The 17,360-nt window shown below is 63.7% G+C and carries 14 protein-coding genes; 2 read left to right on the top strand and 12 right to left on the bottom strand.

Annotated features, from left to right (window positions below; all coding sequences use genetic code 11):
* Positions 1-179: 179 nt before the first annotated feature.
* From B0E48_RS02105 to B0E48_RS02085, 5 genes are read right to left on the bottom strand one after another with little or no spacing between them, the layout of a single operon-like run.
* Positions 180-2,369, bottom strand: coding sequence for a type IV pilus secretin PilQ (locus tag B0E48_RS02105; RefSeq protein WP_077515772.1), 2,190 nt, complete (start codon positions 2,367-2,369; stop codon positions 180-182).
* A 56-nt stretch (positions 2,370-2,425) separates the two neighbouring features.
* Positions 2,426-2,968 (bottom strand): pilus assembly protein PilP, encoded by a 543-nt coding sequence (locus B0E48_RS02100; RefSeq protein ID WP_077515771.1) that lies wholly within the window; start codon positions 2,966-2,968, stop codon positions 2,426-2,428.
* A complete protein-coding gene (gene pilO, locus B0E48_RS02095; RefSeq protein ID WP_077515770.1) occupies positions 2,965-3,633 on the bottom strand; it encodes a type 4a pilus biogenesis protein PilO in 669 nt (222 codons plus the stop codon). Before pilO ends, B0E48_RS02100 begins: the two co-directional genes overlap by 4 nt.
* Entirely contained in the window at positions 3,630-4,388 is a 759-nt protein-coding gene (locus B0E48_RS02090) for a PilN domain-containing protein (RefSeq protein ID WP_077515769.1), read from the bottom strand. Before B0E48_RS02090 ends, pilO begins: the two co-directional genes overlap by 4 nt.
* Complete coding sequence (locus B0E48_RS02085; protein WP_077515768.1) at positions 4,388-5,446, bottom strand: pilus assembly protein PilM; 1,059 nt, start codon at positions 5,444-5,446, stop codon at positions 4,388-4,390. Before B0E48_RS02085 ends, B0E48_RS02090 begins: the two co-directional genes overlap by 1 nt.
* A 248-nt stretch (positions 5,447-5,694) precedes the next feature.
* Here B0E48_RS02085 and B0E48_RS02080 point away from each other — a divergent pair, with 248 nt between their 5' ends.
* Positions 5,695-8,244 carry a penicillin-binding protein 1A gene (locus tag B0E48_RS02080; protein WP_077515767.1) on the top strand — a complete coding sequence of 850 codons (2,550 nt, stop codon included), beginning with the start codon at positions 5,695-5,697 and terminating at the stop codon, positions 8,242-8,244.
* A gap of 78 nt (positions 8,245-8,322) precedes the next feature.
* The gene (locus B0E48_RS02075; protein ID WP_077515766.1) at positions 8,323-8,994 is read left to right on the top strand and encodes a hypothetical protein; all 672 of its coding nucleotides are present in this window, start codon (positions 8,323-8,325) and stop codon (positions 8,992-8,994) included.
* Between the two features lie 81 nt (positions 8,995-9,075).
* Here the strand turns inward: B0E48_RS02075 and B0E48_RS02070 are convergent, their stop codons facing one another.
* The 7 genes from B0E48_RS02070 to rpoZ form a co-directional block, all read right to left on the bottom strand.
* Positions 9,076-10,371 (bottom strand): citrate synthase, encoded by a 1,296-nt coding sequence (locus B0E48_RS02070; RefSeq protein WP_077516881.1) that lies wholly within the window; start codon positions 10,369-10,371, stop codon positions 9,076-9,078.
* Positions 10,372-10,645: 274 nt separating this feature from the next.
* Positions 10,646-10,900 carry a type B 50S ribosomal protein L31 gene (locus B0E48_RS02065; protein ID WP_077515765.1) on the bottom strand — a complete coding sequence of 85 codons (255 nt, stop codon included), beginning with the start codon at positions 10,898-10,900 and terminating at the stop codon, positions 10,646-10,648.
* Positions 10,901-11,006: 106 nt separating this feature from the next.
* The gene (locus B0E48_RS02060) at positions 11,007-11,942 is read right to left on the bottom strand and encodes a nucleoside hydrolase (protein ID WP_077515764.1); all 936 of its coding nucleotides are present in this window, start codon (positions 11,940-11,942) and stop codon (positions 11,007-11,009) included.
* Positions 11,943-12,053: 111 nt separating this feature from the next.
* A complete protein-coding gene (gene recG, locus B0E48_RS02055) occupies positions 12,054-14,168 on the bottom strand; it encodes an ATP-dependent DNA helicase RecG (RefSeq protein ID WP_077515763.1) in 2,115 nt (704 codons plus the stop codon).
* 95 nt (positions 14,169-14,263) lie between these two features.
* A complete protein-coding gene (locus tag B0E48_RS02050) occupies positions 14,264-14,647 on the bottom strand; it encodes a Rid family detoxifying hydrolase (RefSeq protein WP_077515762.1) in 384 nt (127 codons plus the stop codon).
* Between the two features lie 88 nt (positions 14,648-14,735).
* Complete coding sequence (locus B0E48_RS02045) at positions 14,736-16,907, bottom strand: bifunctional (p)ppGpp synthetase/guanosine-3',5'-bis(diphosphate) 3'-pyrophosphohydrolase (protein ID WP_077515761.1); 2,172 nt, start codon at positions 16,905-16,907, stop codon at positions 14,736-14,738.
* Between the two features lie 126 nt (positions 16,908-17,033).
* On the bottom strand, positions 17,034-17,324 hold the full coding sequence (gene rpoZ / locus B0E48_RS02040) for a DNA-directed RNA polymerase subunit omega (protein WP_007509529.1): 291 nt from the start codon (positions 17,322-17,324) through the stop codon (positions 17,034-17,036).
* Positions 17,325-17,360: the final 36 nt, after the last annotated feature.

Here is a 17,360-nt window from a genome sequence, read left to right as displayed (position 1 = left end):
TTTCCGTGGTCGATGCAGCGCAGCCTGGATCCAGTCTGCCGCAACGGGAAGCAGAATCCGACCGCGTGCTACAGACCATAACCGGCGCAGGAAGTTTAACCAGCCCTGCCGCGTCGTCGGGACGACTCAAACAAAGAGGCGGCCGAAGCCGCCTCTTTGTGCTGCAGTACCTGATGAACTTACTGCAACGTGTCGCTGAGGATGCGCGGCGTCACGAAGATCAGCAGCTCAGCCTTGGTATCAGAGCGGCTGGAGTTGCGAAACAGGACGCCGATGCCGGGGATATCGCCCAGACCTGGCACCTTGGTGACCGTATTCGTCTTGTTGACCTCATAGATGCCGCCAAGTACCACCGTCTGTCCATTGTCCACCAGCGCCGAGGTATTGACCGAACGGGTGTCGATGGTCGGCACCTGGCCACTGCCCGGCACCGTGATATAGCCAGCCAGTGCATCCTTGGTCACGTTGATCAACAGGTAGACGCGGTTGTCGGCAGTGATCGTCGGGGTCACCTTCAACTCCAGCACGGCATCCTTGAAGGCCACCGTGGCGGTGCCACTGCCGGCTGCGCCACCGCTGCTGTTCTGGAACGTGACGTAGCCGATTTCCTGGCCTTGGCGGATCACGGCTTCCTGCTGATTCGCGGTGATCACGCGCGGACTGGAAATCACTTCGCTGCGACCTTCGGTCTGCGCCGCGTCAAGTTCCAGATCCAGGGCGTAATTGGCACCCAGGATGGCCAAGCCAAAACTTCCAGCCGCATTAGCTGCAGAAACAGGCAGGTTGACGTTGAGCCCACTGGCCGTCCCGTTGCCGTTGTCCGAACCTCCAATCGAGACCACATTGCCACCACCGGTACCCGCCTGCAGAGCTGGAGTAGCGGTGGCCGAATTCTGGAACTGGGTGTTGTTCTTGCGGCCGCTGACGCCGAACTTCGCACCCAGGTCACGGGTAAAGTCGTCGGTGGCGATCACGATGCGCGACTCGATCAGCACTTGCTGCACCGGCTTGTCCAGCACGGCGATCAGGTCGCGCAGCTGCTTGATCTTGTCCGGCGTATCGTTGAGCAGCAGCATGTTGGTGCGCTTGTCAAAGGAGGCACTGCCCCGCTGTGACAGGAAACCCTTTTGGGTATTTGCGCTGGTGCTACCACCGCCACCACCCGTAGCCTGCAGGCTGCCCGTGGTCAGCAGCTTGGCGATATCCGACGCGCTGCCGTAGCTGATCGGGATATATACGGAGACCAGGTCAGCCGAGTCCTCCGCCTTTTGTTTGGCGTCGGCAATATCCTGTTCGTACTTGGCTAGCTCGGCCTGCGGCGCGATCCAGATCACGTTGCCATTGCGACGTTTGTCGAGGCTCTTGGCGCGAAGGATCACATCCAGCGCCTGATCCCACGGTACATTGACGAGGCGCAGGGTGACACTGCCGCCGACGCTGTCCGAGGCGACCAGATTGAGCTTGGAGACATCGGCGATCAGCTGCAGCGCCGAGCGCACCGGGATGTCCTGGAAGTTGAAGGTGACGCGCGAGCCGTTGTAATTCGCCTCCTGTCCGGCCTTGGCCAGCCTGGCGTCCTTGGCATCGACTTTCTTGGGCGCCACTTCGACCACGTACTGATCAGCGGTCTGGTAGGCCGAAGTATCAACATTGCCCTTGACCGCGATTTCCATGCGCACACCACCACCCATGCCGGCACGGGTGACGATCGACTGCACAGGCGTGGCAAAGTCAAGCGTATCCAGGCGCTGCGCCAGGTTGGCCGGCAGGTTCGCGTGATCGATCGTGACCAGCAGCTTGTCGCCCGTGCGGGTCATCTCGGCGTTCGCACCGCTGCCGCTGAAGCTGATCAGCACGCGGCCTTCGCCATTCGGACCACGCCGGAAATCGATATTGGAGATCGCCGGACCATTCGCGGCCGACGGCAAGGCCTTGCTCGGATCGATGGTGGCCGCGGTGGTCACGGCCTGGTCCGCCGTGCCGTTGTTGATGGTCAGCACCAGACTGTTGCCTTCGACCTGTGAGCGGTAACTCGACTCGCGCATCAGCTCGACCACCACCCGGGTGCGCCCGCCGGCCGCGACCGCGGATACGCCGGAGGTCGAGCCCTTGCCGATGTCCAGATGGCGTGCGGCTGCATTGTCGGTATCGGCAAAATCGATCGCGATGCGTGGCGGATTGCCGGTGCTGAAGATCTTTGGCTGCGGCACCGGGCCGTTACCGAAGTCCATATGCAGCTGGACTGCTCCGCCTGGCAGCGCGTCGTAGCTGACGTTCTTCAGCGTCGCACTGGCTGCCATCGCGGCACTGGCCCAGGTAGCAGCGGCGAGCACCAGGCCCATCAGCATGTAACGGCTTGCATGGCGCATGACACGGCCCCGGACGGATTGGATTTGGTTGGTCATTGCATCAGCCCCTGTATTCCTTATTTCGCGTCGAGCGCGATGCTGGCCGGACGTTCCATCCAGCCACCATTACCGTTGGATACCAGCTCGACCAGATCGATATGATCATCGCTGATGGCCGTGATGTGCCCGTAGTTCGAACCTATGTATTCGCCGGCGTGAACACGATGAATCACGCCCTGGGGATCCTTGACCAGCACTTCCATGCCGGAACCGGAGCCCAGCGTGCCGACCATCTTCAATGTATCCAGCGAGAACATCTCCAGCGGCTGCTTGGCGCGGTTCGCATCCGGCCGTGGACCGTTGGCCGCGTTGTTGGTCTGCAGCTCGGCCGTGCTCGGACTGAACGGATCACGCTGACCCTGATCGTCGTACTTGAATGTCTCGAACGTCTTGATCACGGGCAGCGGCGGAATCGGCGCTCCCTTCCTGGCTTTTTCCTGTGCGACCCAATCGCGCAGATCCGACATGCCGCGGGTACAGCCACTCAGCACCAGGGCGGTGCCCAGCATCAGCAGCAGGCGCGCGGCATGGGCCGGCTTGATGGCAGCAAACTTGTTCATTTCTGCCCCCCCGCCTTGGCGTTCTTCTTGTTTTCCTTGTTCGCAGCGGCGCTCTCTTCATCATCCAGATAGCGGTAAGTCTTCACGGTGCCCTGCAGGACCAGCTGCCCGTCCGAAACCGCTTCGCCCTTGGTCGGTGTCTTCGGCGTCAGCGAGACGTCGTGCAGGGTCAGGATCACGACCCGCGGCAATGAGGCTACGCCGCTGATGAAGGTGCCGAACTGGTGATACGTGCCCGTCATGCGCAAGGTGATCGGCTTTTCCGCATAGAAGTCCTTGGGCACTTCCGGACCGGGCTGGAACAAATCGCTCTGCAGACCCGCCGACAGCGCGGTCTGCGAGATGTCGATCAGCAGCTCGGGCATCTCGGTCTTGCTGGGCAACTGCCGCAGCAACTGGCGCAGCATGTCCTGCATCTCGTCAAGCTGCTGTTGCAGGGCCTCGAGGTTGACCGCCTTGGCCTGTTTGGTCGAGAACTCCTGCTTGAGGCCCTCTTCCTTGCTGGCCAGTGAGGTCAGCGTGTCCTGCTGGCTGCTGACGAAGAAATACCAACCCACCAGCAGCACCACCGCAAACACCAGCACGGTGAAGAAAATCTTGACCGATTGCGGCCAGCCACCGACGTTGTTGCGGTCCAGACTGCGAATTTCGTCGAGGAACTTCATGGCTTGGTCCCTCCCGTGGCAGCTGCACTCACCGGTGGCGTCCCGGATGTAGCCGCTGCGGTGGGCGCACTGGCCGAATGTGCCGATGCAGCAGCGACGGGAGCCGCCGTGGTGACGTTGACGGATGTGCCGGTTGCCGCCGGTGCAGGGGGAGTGGATATGCTGCCGGCAGCGGCGGGAGCCGAGCCGTCTCCACCTGCTGCATCGTCTGCCTTTGGCCGGCTCAGAGCCACGTCCAGACCGAATGCATAAGGCATGCGCGAGGAGTCATGGATGTTTTCGGTCTTGCGCAGGTCGGCATGACCCATCCAGGGCGAAACCTCGATGTTGCGCATGTACTCGGCGACGCTGGAATTGGACTGTGCCACACCGTCAAGCGACATCGACTGGCCGTTCTGCTTGACGCCGGTCAGGCGCGCACTGGAGGGGATCGTCTTCACCAGTTCGTCGAACAGGTGCACCATCTGCGAGCGATCCGCCTGCAGTTGTTCGATGATCTGCTTGCGTGCCAGCAAGCTCGCGCGCACCGTTTCCAGATCCTTGATCTTGGCGATGCGCACGTCGAGCTGCTTGATTTCGGTCTGCAGGTAGCCATTGCGTTCGTTCTGGTTGTCGATGCGCTGATCCATCCAGAACACCCACAGCAGCATCACACCCAGTGCCACCACGAAGGCGGCGAGCAGCTGCATGTAGAACTCGCGTTCACGCAGTTTGCGCCGCGCCGCGCGCCACGGAAGTAGGTTGACGTGTGCCATCAGTCGAAGCTCCTCATGGCGAGGCCGACCGCGATCATCAGCGCCGGCGCATCCTGGGCCAGCGACTGTGCCTGCACCCGTGGCGAAAGCGACATGCGCGCCAACGGGTTGGCGACGACGCAGGGGACGCCGAGCTGTTCTTCCAGCATCGGACCCAGCCCCTCGATCGAGGCGCAACCGCCGGCCAGCACGACCTGGTCGACCTTGCTGTATTCGCTACCCGCAAAGAAGAACTGCAGCAGGCGGCTGATCTGCTGGATCAGCGATTCCTTGAACGGCTCCAGTGCCTCGGTTTCGTACGATTCGGGCAGGCCGCCCTTGCGCTTGGCGCGACCGGCTTCCTCGTAGGAGAGACCGAAGCGGCGCATGATTTCGTCGGTGAGCTGCTTGCCGCCGAATACCTGCTCACGCGAGTAGATCGTGCGCTGGTTGCGCAGTACCGACAGCGTCGTCATGGTGGCGCCGATGTCGACCACCGCCACCAGCGCGTCACGACCGACGTTCAGCTGGTCGGCGACCATGGCGAACGCGTTTTCCATCGCGAACGCCTCGACGTCGATCACGCTGGCGGTGAGCCCACCCAGATCCAGCGCTGCCACGCGCATGTCGACGTTCTCGGTGCGCGAGGCCGCCAGCAGCACGTTGTTCATGTCGGGGTTGTCGCGTACCGGCCCGATCACCTCGTAGTCGAGGCTGACTTCATCGATCGGATACGGGATGTACTGGTTCGCCTCGACCTGGATCTGGCCCTCCAGATCGTCGTCGGAAAGCTCGCTGGCCATCGGGATGACGCGGGTGATGACCGCCGACCCGGCCACCGCGGCTGATGCATGCTTGAGCTTGGAGCCCGAGCGCGCCAGGGCGCGGCGGATCGCGTCACCTACCGCCTCGACCTCGACGATGTTCTTTTCGACCACGGCGTTGGGTGGCAATGGCTCGACCGCGTAATGCTCCACGCGATAGCGACCGCCCGCTTGACTTAGCTGCAGCAGCTTGACGGCAGTCGAACTGATGTCGACACCAATCAGCGCCGGCTTCTTGGGTGTAAAGAGCCCCACGGTGTATCCCCCTTACCGCTGACGCCCGAACCAGAATCCTGGCGGGATGCGCAGTGGCATTAAATCGAAAAATTAACGCAATGGCAACGGTCTACAGAAACTTTCTCAAGTAATTGGCGTGATGTCCACCACATTTGTGGAATCGTCCCCGCTGGCGCAACCCTTGCTTTGGCGAGCCCCACCTGTCGGCCATACTGCTACATCTATACTCTGCCATGTTTTGACTCAGGTCTCGCTATCCCCACACCATGCGAATTCTCAAGCGTCTGTTGCGCTGGGCACTGATCCTGGCCTTTTCCGGTTTGCTCCTGATTGTTATCGCGGCAGGTGTGGCGTATTGGCTGGTCGCTCCAAGACTCCCGTCGGTGGCACTACTCAAGGACTACCACATGCAGGTGCCGCTGCGCGTCATGAGCGCCGATGGCAAGTTGATTGCCAGCTTCGGCGAGACGCGGCGCATCCCGGTGGTCATGGCCGATGTACCGGATCTGCTCAAGCACGCCGTGCTGTCTGCCGAGGATGCGGATTTCTACCATCACCCAGGCGTGGACTGGCGCGGCATCGTGCGCGCCGGCTGGCATGTCGTGGTGACTGGCGGCGACAAGGGACCCGGCGGCTCGACGATCACCCAGCAGGTGGCGCGCAACATCTTCCTGAGTCCCGAAAAACTCTATTCGCGCAAGCTCACCGAGATCTTCATCGCGCTGCGCATCGAGCATGAACTCAGCAAGGACCAGATCCTCGAGCTGTATCTCAACAAGATGTTTCTCGGTCATCGCTCCTACGGCGTGGCCGCAGCGGCGGAGTATTACTACGGCAAGACGCTGGACCAGCTGACCGTCGCCGAGTGCGCGCTGATCGCCTCAAGCTTCCAGCTGCCCTCGGTGGTCAATCCGATCAACAGCCCCAAGCGCGGAATCGCCCGACGCAACTGGGTGCTGGGCGAGATGCTCAGGCACGGCTACATCACCAAGCCCGTCTACGAGCAGGCAATCGTCGAACCGAACCACGCCTTTCCGCACGAGCAGCCAATCGAGGTGGATGCACCGTATATGGCGGAAATGGTGCGCCGGCAGGTGCTCGACCGACTGGGCAACGAGGCGCTTACCGAGGGCTACGTGGTCAAGACCACGCTGCAGAGCAGCCGCCAGCAGGTTGCGGTGGAAGCGTTGCGCAATGGCCTGATCACCTACGATCACCGGCATGGCTGGCGTGGACCGGAAGCGCACCAGGATCTGCCCGCGCAAGCCAGCGACCAGGATTATGACGATCTGCTTTCCGGCTACACCGCCATCTCGGGCCTGCAGCCGGGCGTGGTCACCACCAGCAGTGCGAAGGAAGCCACGGTTTATCTGGCCAGCCACGAAAGCGTGAAGCTCGATCTGGCCGCACTCAGCTGGGCCCGCCCGCATATAGACGAGAACCGTGTCGGCGCAACTCCACGCAGCGTCGATGGCGTGCTGAAGCGTGGCGATATCGTGCGACTGTCGCGCAACGACAAGGGCGACTGGCAGCTCGACCAGATTCCGGCCGCCCAGGCGGCGCTGGCCTCGATCAATCCGGAGGACGGTTCGATCCAGGCGCTGGTCGGCGGTTTCAATTTCGGCCGCAGCAAGTTCAATCGCGCGGTGATGGCGGCGCGCCAGCCTGGATCCAGCTTCAAGCCGTACCTGTATTCGGCGGCCTTCGAGCGTGGCTTCACGCCGTCCTCGATCATCAATGATGCGCCGCTGGCGCTGCCCGATCCGTCGAGCCCCGGCGGCCTGTGGACGCCGTCCAACGACGACGGCAAGTTCGCCGGGCCCATGCGCCTGCGCGAAGCCCTGCTGCAATCGAAGAACCTCGTCTCGGTGCGTCTGCTCGATGCCATGGGCCTGCGTTTCGCGCGCCAGTACGTCACCCGGTTCGGCCTGCCGCTGGATGCGCTGCCGCCCAACCTTTCGCTGGCCCTCGGCACGGCCTCGGTGTCGCCGATGGGGATGGCGCGCGGCTACGCGGTGTTCGCCAACGGCGGCTATCTGGTCACCCCGTATTTCATCAGCGAGATCGACGACCGAAATGGCAAGCCGGTGTACCTGGCCAACCCCGCCCGCGCCTGCAGCGACTGCCAGGAACGCCTGCTCGACACGAGCCCTCCAGGGCCGCCGCCAGCCGACATGTTGAAGACCCCGGCCAACGACGTCGCCGTCGCCGGCACCGCCCAGGCGCCAGCGGAAGCCAGCAGCATCGATGGCGTGGGCGTTGCGGCGCTGCCTGCGGATATCCATGGCGAGAACAGCCACCCGCCCGTGCTCGCCCCACGCGTGATCGACCCGCGCAACGACTACCTGGTCACCTCGCTGATGAAGGATGTGATTGCCAGTCCCCGTGGCACCGGCTACGCCGCCAAGGCGCTGAATCGTGCCGACCTGGCCGGCAAGACCGGTTCCACCAACGATCATCGCGATGCCTGGTTCGTCGGCTTCAATGGCGACCTGGCGACCGCGGTATGGGTCGGCTTCGACGATTTCAGCGCACTGGGCAAATCCAACGGCGTCGGCGAATTCGGCGCCCAAGCCGCGTTGCCGATCTGGATGGATTACATGGGCGCCGTGCTGAAGGGCTTGCCGGAGAACACCTTGCCGATGCCGCCCGGCATCAGCACGGTCCTGATCAATCGGCAGAGCGGCCTGCCCACCGCGGAGGGCGATCCGGACGCCATGAACGAGATCTTCAAGGTGGAGGACGTCGATCGCCTGCGTACCCAGGCCAGCCAGCAAAAAGAGCAGGATCAGCAGCACGCGTACGATATCTTCTGACCCGCGATCTTCTGAACTTTTGGCCGGCCGCTTCGGGTAAGGTGGGGGCGCCGGTTACCGAACGACGAGGAGCACACCATGTCGCGAGGCGAACATCACCGCATCCATGCGCATGATCGAGTGCAGCGCAATCGACTGCGCGTAGCCCAGGAAGCCGCCCGCCTGATGAGCGAGCACGGTATCCGCGATTTTCACCACGCCAAGCTGAAGGCGGCCGAACGACTCGGCATCCTCGACACGCAGGCGTTGCCACGCAATCTGGAGATCGAACAGGCGCTGCGCGAACACCAGCGCCTGTTTCTCGCCGACAGCCAGCCGCAATTGCTGCGCCAGCGACGGGAGGCGGCCGCCGAGGCGATGCGATTCCTCGCCGCATTCGAGCCGCGCCTGGTCGGCGCCGTGCTCGAGGGCACCGCGGATGCGCATTCGGCAGTCTGCCTGCATCTATTCAGCGACGATCCCGATGCAGTCGACCTGTATCTGCGCGAGCATGGCGTCCCGGTCGAGACGCAGACCCGGCGCCTGCGTTACAGCCGCGACGAGCAACCGGAATATCCGGTATTGCTGTTTGCCGCCGACGAGCTGCCGTTCGACCTGACCGTGCTGCCGCGCGATGCCTTGCGCCAGGCGCCACTGGATCGCGCCGACGACCGCCCGATGCGCCGCGCCGCGCTGACCCAGGTGGAAATCCTGCTGGCGGAAGACGATGACGACGCGTTCGAACAGCGCCTTTCCGCCGCACTACGCTGAACCCGCACCGTTGCTCCAAACAAAAAAAACGCCCCGGTTGAAGCCGGGGCGTTTTTTGTTTGCCTCAATGCAAGCCGTCAATCAGCGCTTGGCGGTCGGCGTGTAATCGCGCACGTCGGCGCCGGTGTAGATCTGGCGCGGACGGCCGATACGCGATCCCGGGGTCTCGTGCTGCTCGATCCAGTGCGCGATCCAGCCCGAGGTGCGCGCGATCGCAAACATCACGGTGAACATCTCGGTCGGGATGCCCAGCGCCTTGTAGATGATGCCTGAGTAGAAATCGACGTTCGGATACAGCTTGCGCTCGACGAAGTAGTCGTCCTTCAGCGCCGCCTCTTCCAGCTTCATCGCCACCTCGAGCAGCGGGTCGTTGACGCCCAGCTCGGCCAGCACCTTGTGGCACATCTCGCGGATGATCTTCGCGCGCGGATCGAAGTTCTTGTACACGCGATGGCCGAAGCCCATCAGGCGGAAGCTGTCGTTCTTGTCCTTCGCGCGCAACACGGCTTTCTCGACATTGTCCGGCGTGCCGATTTCCTCGAGCTGCTTGAGCACCGCCTCGTTGGCGCCGCCATGCGCCGGACCCCACAACGCGGTGATGCCGGCGGCGATCGACGCGTACGGATTGGCCCCCGTGGAGCCGACCAGACGCACGGTCGAGGTGGACGCGTTCTGCTCGTGGTCGGCGTGCAGGATGAACAGCAGGTCCAGCGCCTTGGCGGCCACCGGATTCAACGTCAGCGGCTCGCTCGGCACCTCGAACATCATGTGCAGGAAACGGGTGACGTATTCGAGGTTGTTGCGCGGATAGCGCACGGGCCAGCCGATCGAATAGCGGAAACAGGCCGCCGCAATCGTCGGCATCTTCGCGATCAGACGGATCGCGGCCATCTTGCGGTCGGCCGGATTCTCCACATCGAGATCATCGTGATAGAACGCGGACAGCGAGGCGACCGCCGCGGCAAGCATCGCCATCGGATGCGCATCGTGGTGGAAACCCTGGAAAAAGTTCTTCTGCGCCTCATGCATCATCGTGTGATGCGTGATTTCGTGCTCGAAGCCCTCGAACTGCGTCTTGTTAGGCAGCTCGCCGTTGAGCAGCAGGTAGGACACTTCGAGGAAGTTGGACTTCTCGGCCAGCTGCTCGATCGGATAGCCGCGATACAGCAACACACCCTGGTCGCCATCGATATAGGTGATCGCACTCTTGGTGCTGGCGGTGCTGCCGTAGCCGGGGTCGTAGGTGAAGTGGCCGGTGTCCTTGTACAGCGTGCCGATGTCGATGCACGCCGGACCCAGCGTGCCGCTGATCAGCGGCAGCTCACTGCTGCGGTTGCTCGACTCATCCAGCAGCTTGACGATCTTGGAATCGGACACGGAAACCTCCTTCATGTGGGTCACCACCGACGGCAACCGCAATGACGGCGCCGTCCGGCGAGGGAATGTCTGGCATCGCACATTGGGGAAAGATGCGATGCGATGGACGCCATGGCGTCAGCTCACCGACTATTATCGCATAAGCCCTCACCCACATTCGATGGCGAATGGTCGAATGGCGGCCACGAAAAAACACGGGGCAAGCCTGCGCTCGCCCCGTGTTTCGAATCGAATCTCGTGGTCGGCCAGCGCAGACGCTGGCCGCTACCGTCGATTACTCTTTGACGGTGCCCGCATAGCGGCGACGGAACTTGTCGACGCGGCCGCCAACGTCCAGCGACTTCTGCTTGCCGGTGTAGAACGGGTGCGAATGGCTGGAGATATCCACCTTGATCAGCGGGTACTCATTGCCGTCTTCCCACTTGATGGTTTCCTTGCTGGACATGGTCGACTTGGTCAGGAACGAGAAGTCGGACGACAGGTCCTGGAACACCACCGGGTTGTAGTTCGGATGGATATCAGGCTTCATGACAGGCTCTAAAGCGGTGGTGAAAAGAGCGGCATTGTAACGAGAAATCGACCTCCGCCGCAAGCCGGCGCTCATGCAAGCGCCGCAGCGTCCTCAGAACGCCATATCAGCCTGGTGCACCCAGCGCGCGCCGCACCATCGCGGCAAAGCGCGCGTGATCCACCTCCAACACGATATTCGCCTGCGCCGGCCGGCCCAGCCGCGCGGCCCAGTCGACCACGGTGGCGCCACGGGTCAGGCGCCCATCCAGCTCCACCGCCACCGCGCGCGTCTCGCTGCGGGTGACGATCGTGGGGTCGATCGCCACCGCCATCGCCAGCGCATCGGCCGCGATCACGCCGCTGCGGTCATGCTTGGCGTTGTAACGGCGCGCCGTGGCGACGATCTGTCCGAAAAAGTCCGCACGCTGGTCGCCGGCCGCCAGCCAGCCATCGAATTCGGCATCGTCGAAGGCATGCCGCAAGGTGGCCTCCCAGTCGACCAGGTCGAACGACGGGAACGCCTCGAACACCACGTGCGCCGCCTCCGGATCGAAGCCGACATTGAACTCCGCCGGCACCTTGCCGGTGTTGCCGTGGCCGGTCACCGCGCCGCCCATCACCACCAGCCGGGCGACCCGCTCGGGCAACGTGGGATCAATCCGCAGCGCCAGCGCCAGATTGGTCAGCGGCGCCAGTGCCACCAGGGTCAGCTCGCCCGGGCGCTCGCGGGTCAGGCGCAACAGCGCCAGCGCGGCGGACTCGTCTGTCAGCGGGGCCCTCGGTACCGGAAAACCGACATCGCCGAAACCGTCCGCACCATGCACGAACGCAGCATCCTCGTCCGGCGCGCGCACCAGCGGGGTGGCACAGCCGGCAAATACCGGCGCGGCGCTGCCCATCAGATCGAGCAAGGTGCGTGCATTGCGCACGGTATGCTCGAGTCCCACGTTGCCGGCGGCGATGCTCAGGCCGGCGATGTCGGCATGCGCGTGCGCCATCAGGATCGCCAGCGCGTCGTCCACGCCGGGGTCGGTATCAATCAGGAGTTGCGGTCGAGTCATGGCGTATCGTCGTTGTGCAATCGCTCAGTGTATGGGACAGGAACGCGGAATCGCAAAGGCTGGAACACCGCGTGATGGCGTTCCACTATTCCCAACACCAACTCCCTGCACTCAGGCATTCACGTAGCGCGCGGCGCCACCGATCCAGCGTTCGATCAGCCGTTCGGTCTGCTGCGGATGCTTCGCCAACATGCGCGCGCCCACCTGCTGCACGGCCGGCAACAGATGCGCGTCGCGGGTCAGATCGGCGATGCGGAACGCGAGCTGGCCGGTCTGGCGGGTGCCCAGCACCTCGCCCGGGCCGCGCAGTTCCAGATCCTTCTCGGCGATGCGAAAGCCGTCGCTGGTTTCGCGCATCACCTGCAATCGCTCGCGCGCCAGCTGGCCCAGCGGCGGCTGGTACAGCAGCACGCAATTGGAGGCTAGCGCACCGCGGCCGACCCGGCCACGCAACTGGTGCAGTTGGGCCAGCCCGAGTCGCTCGCTGTTCTCGATCACCATCAGGCTGGCTCTGGGCACGTCCACGCCGACCTCGATCACCGTGGTCGCGACCAGCACCGACAGCTCGCCGGCCTTGAACGCATCCATCACTGCCTGCTTTTCCTTCGGCTTCATGCGACCGTGAATCAGGCCGATCTGGAAACCGTTCAACGCGGCAGACAGTTCGGCGTGCGCCACTTCGGCCGCCTGCGCGCGCAGTTGCTCGGACTCTTCGATCAGTGTGCACACCCAGTACACTTGGCGCCCTTCGCTGCAGGCCACATGAATACGCTCGATCACCTCGGGCCGCCGTGCATTCGAAATCGCAATGGTCTGCACCGGCGTACGTCCGGGCGGCAATTCATCGATGGAAGACACGTCCAGATCGGCATACGCGCTCATCGCCAAGGTGCGCGGGATCGGCGTGGCGGTGAGTACCAGCTGGTGTGGCACCAGTTCGCCGTCCCGGCCCTTGTCACGCAAGGCGAGTCGCTGCTGCACTCCGAAGCGGTGTTGCTCATCGACGATTACCAGCCCGAGCTGTGCAAACGTCACGCCCTCCTGCATCAGTGCATGCGTGCCGATCACGACCGCTGCACCCGCAGCGGTCCGCTCCAGTGCCAGCTTCCGTGCCTTGCCGCTCAGCTTGCCGGCCAACCATTCCACCTCGATGCCGAGCGGTTGCAGCCAGTGCCGGAAATTGTGCAGATGCTGCTCGGCGAGCAACTCGGTCGGTGCCATCAAGGCCACCTGGTAGCCCGCTTCCACCGTAGCCAATGCGGCCAGCGCGGCCACCACCGTCTTGCCGCTGCCGACATCGCCCTGCACCAACCGCAGCATCGGCTTGGTCTGCGCCAGATCCTGTTCGACTTCCGCGCTGACGCGCTGCTGTGCCGCCGTCAACTTGAATGACAATCCGGCAAGCAGTTGCCGGCGCAAGCCACCGCTGCCACCCAGTGCTGGCGCGTGTCGGAGGCGCACCGCCGCGCGCATGCGCTTCAGGCTCAGATGCTGGGTCAGCAATTCCTCGAACGCCAGTCGCTGCTGCGCCGGATGATGGCCGAGCATGAGCTGGCCCAGATGCGCGTCCGGCGGCGGCCGATGTACATACAGCAACGCATCGCGCAACGAGGTCAGACCGTGTTCGGCGCACAGCCCGGGCGGAATCAATTCCAGTTGTTCTGCGGTTGGCAGCAGCGCCAGCGCCTTGCCGATCACGCCAGCCAGACGTTTCTGGCCAAGGCCTTCGGTGGTCGGATAGATCGGACTGAGCAGATCATCGACAGCAACGGCAGCGTCGCCGCTCAGCCGCTGATACTGGGGATGCACCATCTCCAGCCCTTGTGTGCCATGGCGTACTTCGCCAAAGCAGAGCATACGCGTCCCGGGCAGCAACTGCTCGGCCTGGGCGCGATTGAAATGGAAAAAACGCAGCAGCAGCGTCTGCTGACTGGCGTCGCCGATTGCCACCTTCAATTGCGGGCGATAGCGGAAACCCCGCTCGACCGCCTCGACCACGCCTGCGACCTGTGCCCGTTCGCCGACGCACAGATCCGCGATGGCCGTTACCCGGGTCTTGTCCTCGTAGCGCAGCGGCAGGTGGAACCACAGGTCCTGCACCCGCTCCAGCCCGAGCCGCGCCAGCGCGGCGACCAGTGCCGGGCCGATACCGGGCAGCGCACTGACCGGGGCGATGCCTGGATCGGTGTCGACAGCGGGAGCGGAACGAGGGGTACGAACGACCATGACGTGCAAGCCTAACCGAGCACGTCCGATTGTCGTAATCCGTGCAGCGCCGTCGACTGTCGGCGCCGAACGCAGAACCCGATCAGGCCATCCCCCTACGGCAGCACCATCACCGCGTCGACTTCGACCTGTGCCGCCTTCGGCAACCCCGACACCTCGATGGTGGAGCGCGCCGGATACGGCGGCTGGAAGTATTCCGCCATCACCGCGTTGACCGCGGCGAAGTTCGCCAGGTCGGTGACATAGATGCCCACGCGCACGATCTGCGCCAGCGAACCGCCGGCGGCCTGCGCCACCGCAGTGAGGTTGTCGAACACCCGTCTTGTCTGCATCGTGATGTCACCGTCGACCAGCGCCGCGGTGGCCGGATCGAGAGGTATCTGACCGGAAAAGTACACGGTATTGCCGGCACGCACGGCCTGCGAATACGGGCCGATCGCGGCCGGTGCCAGCTCGGTGGTGATGATGATGCGGGACATGGGGCTTCCTCGAGTGGAAAGTGGAGAGGAGTGAGAAACGAGAGGAGGATGTTACCAGCCCTCGTTTCTCACTCCTCTCCACGCACTTCTACAACGGATAGCGATACGCCCCGCTGACCACGCCAGTACGGCGCACACGACGGATCACGTCGGCCAGGTGCTTGCGGTTCTTCACTTCCATCGTGAACAGCAAGGTGGCGGCGGCAGCATCGCGCTCGACATATTCCACATTCTCGATGTTCGAGTCGGCCGCGGCGATCGCGGCAGCCACGGTGGCCAGCACACCGGGGCGATTGATCACCTCGATGCGCAGCTCGGCGCGGTAGTCGCCTTCGACGTCGCGATCCCATTCGATCGCCACGCAGCGCTCCGGCAACTTGCGCAGCTCGACCACGTTCGGGCATTCCTCGCGGTGCACCACGATGCCCTTGCCCGAGGACAGGTAACCGATGATGTCGTCGCCAGGCAGCGGGTGACAGCAGTTGGCGAAGCTGAGCACACCGCGTTCGGCGCCGGTGATGCGAATTTTCTCGCGCGCATGCGGCGGCATCTTCGCCTTGCTGCCGCCGACCCGCTTGCCGCGCGACGCCAGTAGCTGGCTGGCGACCACGTCGGGCATGCGATTGCCCAGCGCGATATCGGACAACAATTCCTCCAGCCGCTTGAGCTTGGAGGCCTCCAGGAAACGATCCAGCACCGCCGCCGGAATGCCATCCAGGCTGCTGCCTTGCGCGTCCAGTGCGCGATCGAGCATGCGGTGACCGAAATCCACCGCGTCCTCGTGCTGCAGATGTTTCAGATACTGCCGAATCGCGGTGCGCGCCTTGCCGGTGACCACCACTTCCAGCCACGCCGGATTCGGCACCGCCGACGGGGCGGTGATGATTTCCACCAGCTGGCCCGATTCCAGTCGCGCGCGTAGCGGCAACAGCTTCTTGTCGACGCGCGCCGCCACCGCATGATCACCGACATCGGTGTGCACGGCGTAGGCGAAATCGAGTGCGGTGGCGTTGCGCGGCAAGGAGAGAATGTCCCCGCGCGGAGTGAACAGATAGACCTCGTCGGGAAACAGATCGATCTTGACGTTCTCGATGAACTCCGATGACGAGGCCGTGTTCGCCGAGCTGTCGGCCAGCGAGGACAGCCATTCGCGCGCACGCGCCTGCGCACTGTTGGCCGGTCCGCTTTCGGTCTTGTACGCCCAGTGCGCGGCAACGCCGCTCTCGGCCACCGAATCCATCTCGGCGGTACGGATCTGCACCTCGATCGGCGCGCCGAACGGCCCGAGCAGCACGGTATGCAGCGACTGGTAACCGTTCGCCTTGGGTATCGCGATGAAGTCCTTGAAACGCTTGTCGACCGGCTTGTACAGCCCATGCACCGCGCCGAGCGCCATGTAGCAGCTCATCGCATTGTCGACGACCACACGGAAGCCGTAGACGTCCATCAGCTGGGTGAAGCTCTTGTGCTCGCCGCGCATCTTCGAATAGATGCTCCACGGCGACTTGATCCGGCCGACCACGCTCGAGGTCAGATGATCGGCCGCCAGCCGCGTGGTCAGCGCCGTCTCGATCTTGCCCATCGCCTCACGCCGGTTGCCGATCGCCGCACGGATGCGCTCGCTGATCACCCGGTAGCGATCCGGGTACAGCGCGCGAAAGCCCAGATCCTGCAACTCCGCCTTGAACTTGTTCATGCCCAGCCGCTGCGCGATCGGGGCATAGATCTCCAGCGTCTCGCGCGCGATGCGGCGGCGTGAGGATCCGTCCTTGGCGCCGAGCGTGCGCATGTTGTGCAGCCGATCGGCCAGCTTGATCAGGATCACGCGCAGATCGCGCGCCATCGCCAACAGCATCTTGCGGAAGCTCTCCGCATCGGCTTCCTGGCGACTGCCGAAGCGCATCTTGTCGAGCTTGGTGACGCCATCGACCAGCTCGGCCACCACCTCGCCGAATTCGGCGGCGAGCGCCTCGCGGGTGAGTTCGGTGTCTTCCAGGGTGTCGTGCAGGATCGCCGCAATGATCGTTTCGGCATCCAGCCTCAGTTCGGCCAAGATCCCGGCCACCGCGACCGGATGGGTAATGTACGGCTCACCACTCTTGCGTTCCTGCCCCGCGTGCGCATCGGCACCGATCAGGAAGGCACGCAACACACGCTCTACCTGCGCTTCGGGCAGATAGGCAACGCGCTCTTTCAATGCCAGCACATATGGCGGCAAGGCGGACAGGTCGACCGAAGCGGGATGGATGGCCGCCGTCATCGGTACTGGCGCCAGCTCAGGCGCCCACCTCGGCGCAGGTACCACGGACGACTGCCAGACGCGCGCAAACCATCACACCGGACCCGCCGGTGTGGCAGCCGCGCGTTCTACAGCAGCCGTCATCCATCAGTCGTCGCCGCCCTTGGACAGATCGTCGTCTACTTCAGCCGCGGCCCATTCCAGCGCTTCGCGCTCGGCGCGCTCGCGCTCGGCCTTGTCGATCTGGTCGATCGTGGCCTGATCGATGCGGCGCGCCGCGATCTCGCGCAGCGCCAGCACGGTCGGCTTGTCATGGTCGGGATTGACGGCCGGTTCGGCACCTTTTTCCAGCTGACGTGCGCGCTTGGTCGCCATCAGTACCAGCTCGAAACGGTTGTCGACTACCTCGAGGCAGTCTTCCACGGTAATGCGTGCCATGCGAAATCCTTAGGGAATAAATAACTTATATGGTCT

Source organism: Rhodanobacter sp. C03 (genome assembly GCF_002001175.1).
In the GTDB taxonomy this organism is placed as follows: Bacteria; Pseudomonadota; Gammaproteobacteria; order Xanthomonadales; family Rhodanobacteraceae; genus Rhodanobacter.
The sequence above is the reverse complement of the archived record's forward strand: the minus strand, read 5'-3'. Positions and strand labels throughout refer to the sequence as shown.

Coding starts and splice junctions, on each gene's coding strand:
- B0E48_RS02080 (WP_077515767.1), top strand. CDS start 5,695: ATGCGAATTCTCAAGCGTCTGTTGCGCTGGGCACTGATCCTGGCCTTT.
- B0E48_RS02050 (WP_077515762.1), bottom strand. CDS start 14,647: ATGTCCCGCATCATCATCACCACCGAGCTGGCACCGGCCGCGATCGGC.
- rpoZ (WP_007509529.1), bottom strand. CDS start 17,324: ATGGCACGCATTACCGTGGAAGACTGCCTCGAGGTAGTCGACAACCGT.
- B0E48_RS02105 (WP_077515772.1), bottom strand. CDS start 2,369: ATGCGCCATGCAAGCCGTTACATGCTGATGGGCCTGGTGCTCGCCGCT.
- B0E48_RS02045 (WP_077515761.1), bottom strand. CDS start 16,907: ATGACGGCGGCCATCCATCCCGCTTCGGTCGACCTGTCCGCCTTGCCG.
- B0E48_RS02075 (WP_077515766.1), top strand. CDS start 8,323: ATGTCGCGAGGCGAACATCACCGCATCCATGCGCATGATCGAGTGCAG.
- B0E48_RS02065 (WP_077515765.1), bottom strand. CDS start 10,900: ATGAAGCCTGATATCCATCCGAACTACAACCCGGTGGTGTTCCAGGAC.
- recG (WP_077515763.1), bottom strand. CDS start 14,168: ATGGTCGTTCGTACCCCTCGTTCCGCTCCCGCTGTCGACACCGATCCA.
- B0E48_RS02090 (WP_077515769.1), bottom strand. CDS start 4,388: ATGGCACACGTCAACCTACTTCCGTGGCGCGCGGCGCGGCGCAAACTG.
- pilO (WP_077515770.1), bottom strand. CDS start 3,633: ATGAAGTTCCTCGACGAAATTCGCAGTCTGGACCGCAACAACGTCGGT.
- B0E48_RS02060 (WP_077515764.1), bottom strand. CDS start 11,942: ATGACTCGACCGCAACTCCTGATTGATACCGACCCCGGCGTGGACGAC.
- B0E48_RS02100 (WP_077515771.1), bottom strand. CDS start 2,968: ATGAACAAGTTTGCTGCCATCAAGCCGGCCCATGCCGCGCGCCTGCTG.